This is a genomic window from Streptococcus parasanguinis (assembly GCF_015556095.1).
GTDB classification, from domain to species: Bacteria; Bacillota; Bacilli; order Lactobacillales; family Streptococcaceae; genus Streptococcus; species Streptococcus parasanguinis_Q.
Genome location: NZ_JADNLT010000002.1, coordinates 223,356 through 232,157, shown reverse-complemented (window position 1 = coordinate 232,157; position 8,802 = coordinate 223,356). Strand labels below are relative to the sequence as shown.

The window sequence follows — 8,802 nt, the reverse complement described above, 5'->3', positions numbered from 1 at the left end:
GTTGAAACTGTAAGCAATGATGCATCTGGTAACGTTAAGTTCAAAGCTCTTGAATTCAAGAAGGGTCAAGAAGGCGTACACAACTACACAGTAGAAGAAGTTAAAGGAAGCGACGCAACCGTTACATACGACACCATGAAAGCGAATGTAACAGTCACTGTATCACACGACGGAACAGCTAAAGTTCTGATCGCGACTGTAGGCGACATTGCGGATAAAGAATTTAACAACCGTGTAACTCCTCCAGAAGAACCTAAGTTCCAACCAGAGAAGTTCGTTCTTAATAAAGAAAAATTTGATATCACTGGATCAAAACTTGCTGACGATGATGATGAGTTGACAGATGAGTATGCAGATACAAATGCAAATCCATATGCTGACAAAGATACCAACAACGAAGCAGAAAACATCAATACCAAGACTGTTAACCGTGGAGATAAGTTGGTTTACCAAGTATGGTTGGATACAACTAAATTCTCAGCAACTAACAAAGAAAACATCCAATCTGTAGGAATCTCAGATGACTACGATGAAGCGAAGTTGGAACTTGATTCAACTAAGATCAAAGCTTACGATTCAATAACAGGCGCAGAAGTAACAGATAAATTTGATATTACAGTTAATAACGGAGTAATCACAGCAACTCTTAAAGCTGGCTTCACTAAATCTCTAGGAGATGCAGAAAATACTCAAGTTATCGACACAACTAAATTCGCATTTGGACGTTACTACAAGTTCGACATTCCAACAACAGTGAAAGCTGATGTTGCTGCTGGTGTAGATATTGAAAATACTGCAGCGCAAGTTGTAAACTACTACAACCCAACAACTAAGAAGGTTGAAACACCAGAGAAACCTACTCAAAAACGTGTAAACAACGTTCCAGTACCAGTGGAATTCAACTTCACGAAACGTTTGGAAGGTCGTGAACTTAAGGCTAACGAATTCAACTTCGTGCTTAAAGATTCAGAAGGTAAGACTCTTGAAACTGTAAGCAATGATGCGGCTGGTAACGTTAAGTTCAAAGCTCTTGAATTCAAGAAAGGTCAAGAAGGCGTTCACAACTACACAGTAGAAGAAGTTAAAGGAAGCGACGCAACCGTTACATACGATACAATGAAAGCGAATGTGACAGTCACAGTGAAACACGATGGAACAGCTAAAGTTCTGATCGCGACTGTAGGCGACATTGCGGATAAAGAATTTAACAACCGTGTAACACCTCCAGAAGAACCTAAGTTCCAACCAGAGAAATATGTTGTTTCTGAAGCGAAATTTGATGTAACAGGTACAAAACTCGTTGATGATGACAAAGAATTGGCTAACAAGGTTGCGGATACAAACGCTAACCCATATGCGGACGATGCATCAAACAACGAAGAAGAAAACTTGAACACCAAGACTGTGAAACGTGGCCAAAAACTTTATTACCAAGTATGGTTGGATACAACTAAGTTTGACGCAAATAACAAAGATAACATCCAAACAGTTGGTATCACAGATGACTTCGATGAAACTAAGTTGACTGTGAATGCTTCAGACATCAAGGCATACGATTCAGTATCAGGTGCGGATGTTACATCTAAGTTTGATATCTCAATCTCTAACGGTGTAATCACAGCTAACCTCAAAGATGGCTTCACTAAGTCACTTGGTGATGCTGAAAACACTCAAATCATCGATACTACTAAGCTCGAGTTTGGACGCTACTATAAATTTGACATTCCAGCAACTGTGAACGCAGACGTTCCTGGCGGTGTAGATATTGAAAATACTGCGGCTCAAGTAGTGAACTACTACAACCCAACAACTAAGAAAGTTGAAAAACCAAGCAAACCAACTGAAAAACGTGTAAACAACGTTCCAGTTGAAGTAGAATTCAACTTCACGAAACGCTTGGAAGGCCGTGAACTGAAAGCTAACGAATTCAGCTTCGTGCTTAAAGATTCAGAAGGTAAGACTCTTGAAACTGTAAGCAATGATGCATCTGGTAACGTTAAGTTCAAAGCTCTTGAATTCAAGAAGGGTCAAGAAGGCGTACACAACTACACAGTAGAAGAAGTTAAAGGAAGCGACGCAACCGTTACATACGACACCATGAAAGCGAATGTAACAGTCACAGTGAAACACGATGGTACTGCTAAAGTTCTTGTGGCAACTGTAGGCGACATTGCGGACAAAGAATTTAACAACCGTGTAACTCCTCCAGAAACTCCAGAATTCAATCCAGAAAAATATGTTCTAAACGAAAAAGAATTTGATTTGACTGGAACTTCATTATTAGATGATGATAAAGAGTTGGCAGACAAGTACGCAGATACCAATGCGAACCCATATGTGGACGATGCATCTAACAACGAAGCTGCGAATATCAATACTAAGACTGTTAAACCAAAAGATAAATTGGTTTACCAAGTATGGCTTGACACAACTAAATTTGATGCAAACAACAAAGACAACATCCAATCAGTAGGAATCACAGATGACTACGATGAGGCAAAAGTCGACGTTGAAGCTTCAGCTATTAAAGCATACGATGGTAAGACTGGTGCGGATGTAACAGCTAAATTCGATATTACTGTGAACAACGGTGTGATTACTGCAACTCTTAAAGATGGCTTCACTAAGTCACTTGGCGATGCGGAAAACACACAAGTGATCGACACAACTAAATTCGAATTCGGACGTTACTACAAGTTTGATATCCCAGCTACAGTGAAAGCTGACGTTAAAGGCGGAGTAGACATCGAAAATACTGCGGCTCAAGTAGTGAACTACTACAACCCAACGACTAAGAAAGTTGAAAAGCCTGAAAAACCAACTGAAAAACGTGTAAACAGCGTACCAGTATCAGTAGAATTCAACTTCACTAAGAAATTGGAAGGCCGTGAGCTTAAAGCTAACGAGTTCAGCTTCGTACTTAAAGATTCAACAGGTAAAGTTGTTGAAACAGTTAAGAACGATGCGGCTGGTAACGTTAAGTTCTCTAAACTTGAGTTCAAGAAAGGTCAAGAAGGTGTTCACAACTACACAGTAGAAGAAGTTAAAGGTACTGACGGAACTGTCACTTACGATGCGATGAAAGCAGTAGTAACTGTAGAAGTTAAACATGACGGAACAGCGAAAGCTCTCATCACTAACGTAACGGATCCAGCAGATAAAGAATTCAATAATACTGTTCGTCCTCCAGAAACTCCTGATTTCAATCCAGAGAAATACATCTTGAACGAATCTAAATTCGATCTTACAGGTGTGAAACTTCTCGATGATGATAACGAGTTAGAACATAAAGTTGCGGACACAAATGCCAACCCATATGCGGATGGTACTGCCAACAACGAAGCTCAAAACATCAATACGAAGACACTCAAGAAAGGTGATAAAGTATACTACCAAGTATGGTTGGATACAACTAAATTCACTGAAGCACACAATATTCAATCTGTTGGTGTTACAGATAAATATGACAGTGCGAACTTGACTGTCAACGGAGCTGATATTAAGGCATACGACTCTGTAACAGGAGAAGATGTAACAGCTAAGTTTGATATCAAGGTTGAAAACGGTGTGATTACTGCAACTTCTAAAGCAGACTTGACTAAGTCACTTGGAGACGCAGAAAATACACAAGTCATCGACACAACTAAGTTGGCCTTTGGACGTTACTACAAGTTTGAAATTCCTGCAGAAATTAAACAATCTGCTCAAGATGGTGTGGACATTGAAAATACAGCTTCACAAATCGTACACCAATACGATCCAACTAAGAAGACTGTAGAAAAACCAGAAAAACCAACTGAAAAACGTGTAGTCAACATTCCAGTTAAGGTTCAATTCCAATTCACTAAGAAATTGGAAGGACGCACATTGAAAGCTGGTGAATTCAGCTTCGTTCTGAAAGACGAAAAAGGCAATGTGATCGAAACTGTGAAGAATGATGCGGCTGGTAAGATTACCTTCTCAAATCTTGAGTTCAAACGTGGTGAAGAAGGAACTCACCTCTACCATGTAGAAGAAATTCGTGGTACAGATTCTAGCGTTGTTTACGATAAGATGGTTGCGACCGTTGGTATCGTGGTGAATAAAGCAGGTAAGGTATTAGTGGCTACTACTAAGTTGCCAGAAGATACAGAGTTTAACAACACTGTTATTCCGCCAACACCGCCAACACCACCAACACCACCAACACCACCAACACCACCAACACCACCAACACCACCAACACCACCAACACCGCCAACACCACCAACACCACCAACACCGCCAACACCACCAACACCGCCAACACCTACAACTCCTCCAGCTCCAGCACTTCCTGAAACTGGTGAAGAACAATCAGCATCTGCTGCATTGTTAGGTGCTGCACTTGGTATGGTTGGCCTTGCGGGACTTGCAAAACGCAAAAAACGCGAAGACTAAAATTGAGGTGACATCAGCAAACTTGTTGATGAGGTGACAATTTTAGATCCAACAGGAAGAGGCTTTGCTCGAAAGAGCAAGGCCTCTTTGTTTGGTATTGGAAACTTAGAAAAACATGCATAAATGTGATGAAAAAGTTTCAGTAAAATTCTATATATTCATTTCATTCGGTTACTAGTTTCAGTAAAATTCCATTGACTTGAAGTAGAGAAAACAGTATACTAGTAAAGCAATTTGATCTTTCAAACTGCCGGCAACAAGGGGAATGAATCCACTTTGAATTGGAATACAGTAGGGTTTGGAGTGGTAGTACTTCACACCCTTATTGTCGTCAGTCACCCTCATAAAAGGGATCTAGACTCTGAATGAGTTGTATAAATATAAAAAAACTTCCTTGGAACAGAATTCCATAGGAAGTTTCTTTGTGTTTGGGATCTAATCTTGTTTCTTTTTGTAAGGGATCAGACTGGACAAACCTGCTAAGATGCCAAGTCCAAGTAGGGCTAGCTGAGAGGTTTCTTCACCTGTTGCAGGTAGGTGAGTTCCTTCTTGAGGGGTGTTAGGAACAACTTCAGGTAGTTCCTCTTTTTGGCTTGTTGTTTCAAGAGGTTTCTCCTCTTCTTTGTTAGAGAGAAGTGGTGATCCCTTTTCTTCATGAGCATCAGTCGTGTTTGCTTTTGTCACGGAAGGAAGAGGGCTGACTGTTTCTTCATTTTCTGTTTCTTGGGATGGTTGTGGAGTAGGGATTTCTTTGACCTTGTAGGCAAAGATCAAGATGGTTGTTCCCACTTCTACGTTCCCAGTTTGTTCAGCTGCACCGATCCGTTCATAGATGTGGCCGTCGTAGGAGATTTCATCTGGTGCGATAGCGACGTAAGGGGTTCCATTGTCCACATTGGTTGCAACAGCAAGATCTGGTTGCAATTCAGTGCTAGTATCTTGGATGACAAATCGCGCGATGACCGTTCCCGTAGCTAACTTGTAATCATAGATGACCGTTTTCATTCCCTTAGTGACTGTGCCACTTGGATCAGCAGAATCAGCACGGTGTCCAACTAGATGGTAGATACGACCATCTTTTGTGATTTCTGTTGGGGCCTCACTGGTGTACTTGGTGCCGAAATCTACCTCTGTAGCAAGGTCTTGCGCCTCTTGCAGATCAGTGTCACTTCCCTCAATGAGGAATCGTACTCTGACCGATCCTTTGCTGATGGCATAGGTAATAGCAGTATCAGCTGTTGGAGAATCAGGGCTTGGAAGAAGATAGCCTTTGGTTTCGTCAAGTGGATCCACAAGGTTTAAGACTTGTCCACGAGCATCTTTTGGCTCTAATCCCTCCACGTAAGGAAGGATAGCAGTAGGAGACGCGATGGCAGTTGGATTTGTGGGATCGTTTAGATAAGCGATCTCTTTTTGAGCATGGGCTGGTTCATTACCAGTAGCATAGCTGATCCTATAGGCACCGACTGGGCGATAGATGACCGTATCTGTGATGTCTGCTGCATCAGCATGAATGCCAGTATGTTCTCCTACTTTTGTCAGGTCAGAAGAGGTGGTATCAGTCGATTCTTCTGCTACGACAACATAGCCTTTTTTGACGGGATTTTCAAGAGCTGCAAAGCTTGTGCCGTCTTGAGCTGTCCAGTCTTCAAGACTTGTCTCGCCTGTCACCAAATTGATGGTACCTTTGCGACTGAAATGAAGGGTGTTAGTTTGATCAGCTATTCCTGCAGGCTGGCGGTTAGATCCATCCTGGTCCTCTGTTACATAGGTTACCGTACGGGTAACTGTTTCAGATAAATGATTCAGATCAGCCGTTGTTTGACCAGCTGGTGCTAGAGGAGTTGGATAGACACGACCTTCGCTATCTCCTGGAACAACTTGACCGGCTTGGATGGGCTGTGTTGCAGAAAATTCCACAATTTTTGGTGCCAAGCGGACAATAAACTCTTGAACGCCATCATCATTGGTGTTGTTAGCGTCGCGGTCAAAGTTCGGTTGTCCGTCTGCATCGAAGCCATTCTCTACTAGTTCGTAGCCTTTCTTCAAATAGTTGGCAATGGTTTCTTTTGTAGAGTAGTTGATCTTTTCACCTGTATGACCAACCAAGTCACTGGAACGTTCGAGCTCAACTCCGTTTTTGTCTTGATAAAGAACATGAGCGGCTTCATTGAGTTTGACATAGAGCATGTCCCATACATCTAGACTCGGAACATCGATAGCAGCCATCCATTGGCCAGCTCCTCCGTCATAATAAACATTTGCGCTTGTTTCTCGGAGGTTGATGTTGTATTTTCCTTCAACAGCATCAGGTGTTGCCCAGTAAATGCTGGCGTGTTCAGCCTGGTCTTTTGTAATTTTTCCGAGTGGAACAAAAGCTTGAATATTGGTCAATTTTTCGGTTGTATTCACAGCGCTGTTCCATTTGTTTTCAGTGATGCCGACCAAATTGATCAAGTGAGCAATTCGATCACCTGTCTTGGTTTCTTTTGTAATGGTATAAACGGTTCCAGGTTGAACCCCGTCAGCATTATCCAGGTTGGATCCAATGAAGTTGCCGTTCACCAGTACATTGGTATTGTCTACAATCCGACGAGTATCATGTGCCAAGGTGTCGCGACCGCGGAGAAGTTCTTGGTAAGCAACGATGAATTCTTGGTAGTTGAATTCTGCATTGGCAAAGTCAGCATTGACTGGTAGGTTTTGATTGAGATACCATTCTGCTTGGATCACCCCAAAACCTTTAGCATCTTCAGAAGTATTGAGGGCAGCAGTTGTCATATGGTAACCACCGCTCGCTGCGATAATAGCATCTGTCAGCAATTCGTTGTCTTTGCTGAGGGCTGATGCATTTTTACCACGATGGGTATAGGCTGCGATGATAGGAGATTTCCCCTTGTATAAATCTCGCATCCGTTCGGTAAGGCGCGTCAAGGCTTGGTAGGTAGAGTCATAGGCAATGCTATCTCCCCAAACTTCCGCATAAGGTGCAGAGACAGTGGTCTTACCTAGTCGATCAGCATCTCCAGTAGAGATATCGTTGATCATAAAGTCATAGCCTTCTTTTTTGAGGGCCTCTGTTGCAGCTGCGGCTAGTTCTGGATAGTGTTCGCTCAAAGAGAAGCCTTTTCCAGGTTCACTGACTTTTTCCACCCAGTTAGATCCCATGGTATCCCCTTGCCATCCATCAAAATTCCCTTCTTTCATGGCTTTGGTCATGACTTCAATGATGAATTTTTGCCAATTTGGATCGCCTGGATCGAGAAATTGTTGGATATCGGTCGCTGTGACATCCCCCTTTTTACCAAAGTTAAAATGGTCTTCTAGATTGCGAACAACGGCGCTTTTCACTTCATTTGGAACCCCTTCTTCGAGGGAAACTGCGTAAATCATGTTATAGAGCATGGCTTTGGCACCAGTTGTATGGACATGAGCCACCAGCTCTTTGACTGCTTCTGTATCGATGACAGGTAAGTAAGACTTGCGCTTGTCAGGATCTGTTTCGCTATTTGGAATTAAGAAAGTCGCCCAGTCTTGAGTGAAACGTTCAACATTTGCTGGGAATGGGTTGGCAGGTGTATTGTAGACATCGTAGAAGAAATAGTTATTGATGTGCATATTGGCCAATTGGTCAATACTGTTCTTGTAGCCTTCTACCTGATCATTGGTGATGGAGTTGTGATTGTCTTTAGAGCCGGCAACCACCCCATAACGTGGGTAGATCGTCCAGTCATCTTCAACAGCAAGACCCGCTGCTTTATGAAAGGCTTGGGAGCCATCTGCTTTCTTACCAAGGACATCAACGATAAATCCAGCATTAGGTGAAAAGACAGTACTTGGAATTGTCAGTTCGCCACCTTCAACGTTTTTCTTTTCATAAATGACCTGATCTAAATGAGAGACAGTGATATCAGAAGAAACCACTTCAGGGTTGTTGATGGAGATCCGAACGTCTTCCCCACTTTTATAAGTCGCTTTATCAAAGGTGACGTCGTTGGTGATTTTTGGAGTATTATAAGTAGTTGCTGGAGTTGCACTGACCGGTTGAGTGGAAGTTACAGTTGGTGTTGTTTCCGATGGCGAAGAAGTCGCTTCCGTCGTAGCACCTTCCTCACTAGTAGTGGTAGGAGTACTGGTATTGGTTGCTACTGGTTGAGCGGTTGCTGTGATTTCAGAAGTCGGACTGGTGTTGACCTCGTCAGCCATGGCAACAGAGCTTACCATCAAGGCTCCAAAAAGGGTAATCATAGAGACCAATGTCTTGTTGCGTTTGCGGAAATAGCCGTGCCCTTTTTCAGAGACACTATTTTTTTCTTGTTTCATTTTTTTCTCCCACATACAGTCTAAATAAGTAAATCAACGTTTCTGTGTTATTTGTTCATT

General features: G+C 42.4%; 2 protein-coding genes. One reads left to right on the top strand and one right to left on the bottom strand.

All coding sequences use genetic code 11. The annotated features are described in order from the left end of the window. Positions 1-4,419 (top strand): SspB-related isopeptide-forming adhesin (locus I2E70_RS10545; protein WP_229060257.1); only part of this gene is annotated, 4,419 nt, incomplete at its 5' end. A 435-nt stretch (positions 4,420-4,854) separates the two neighbouring features. On the opposite strand, the gene I2E70_RS04185 is transcribed toward I2E70_RS10545, so the two are convergent. Continuing rightward, entirely contained in the window at positions 4,855-8,742 is a 3,888-nt protein-coding gene (locus I2E70_RS04185) for a glycoside hydrolase family 66 protein (protein WP_195423574.1), read from the bottom strand. Between the last annotated feature and the right edge of the window lie 60 nt (positions 8,743-8,802).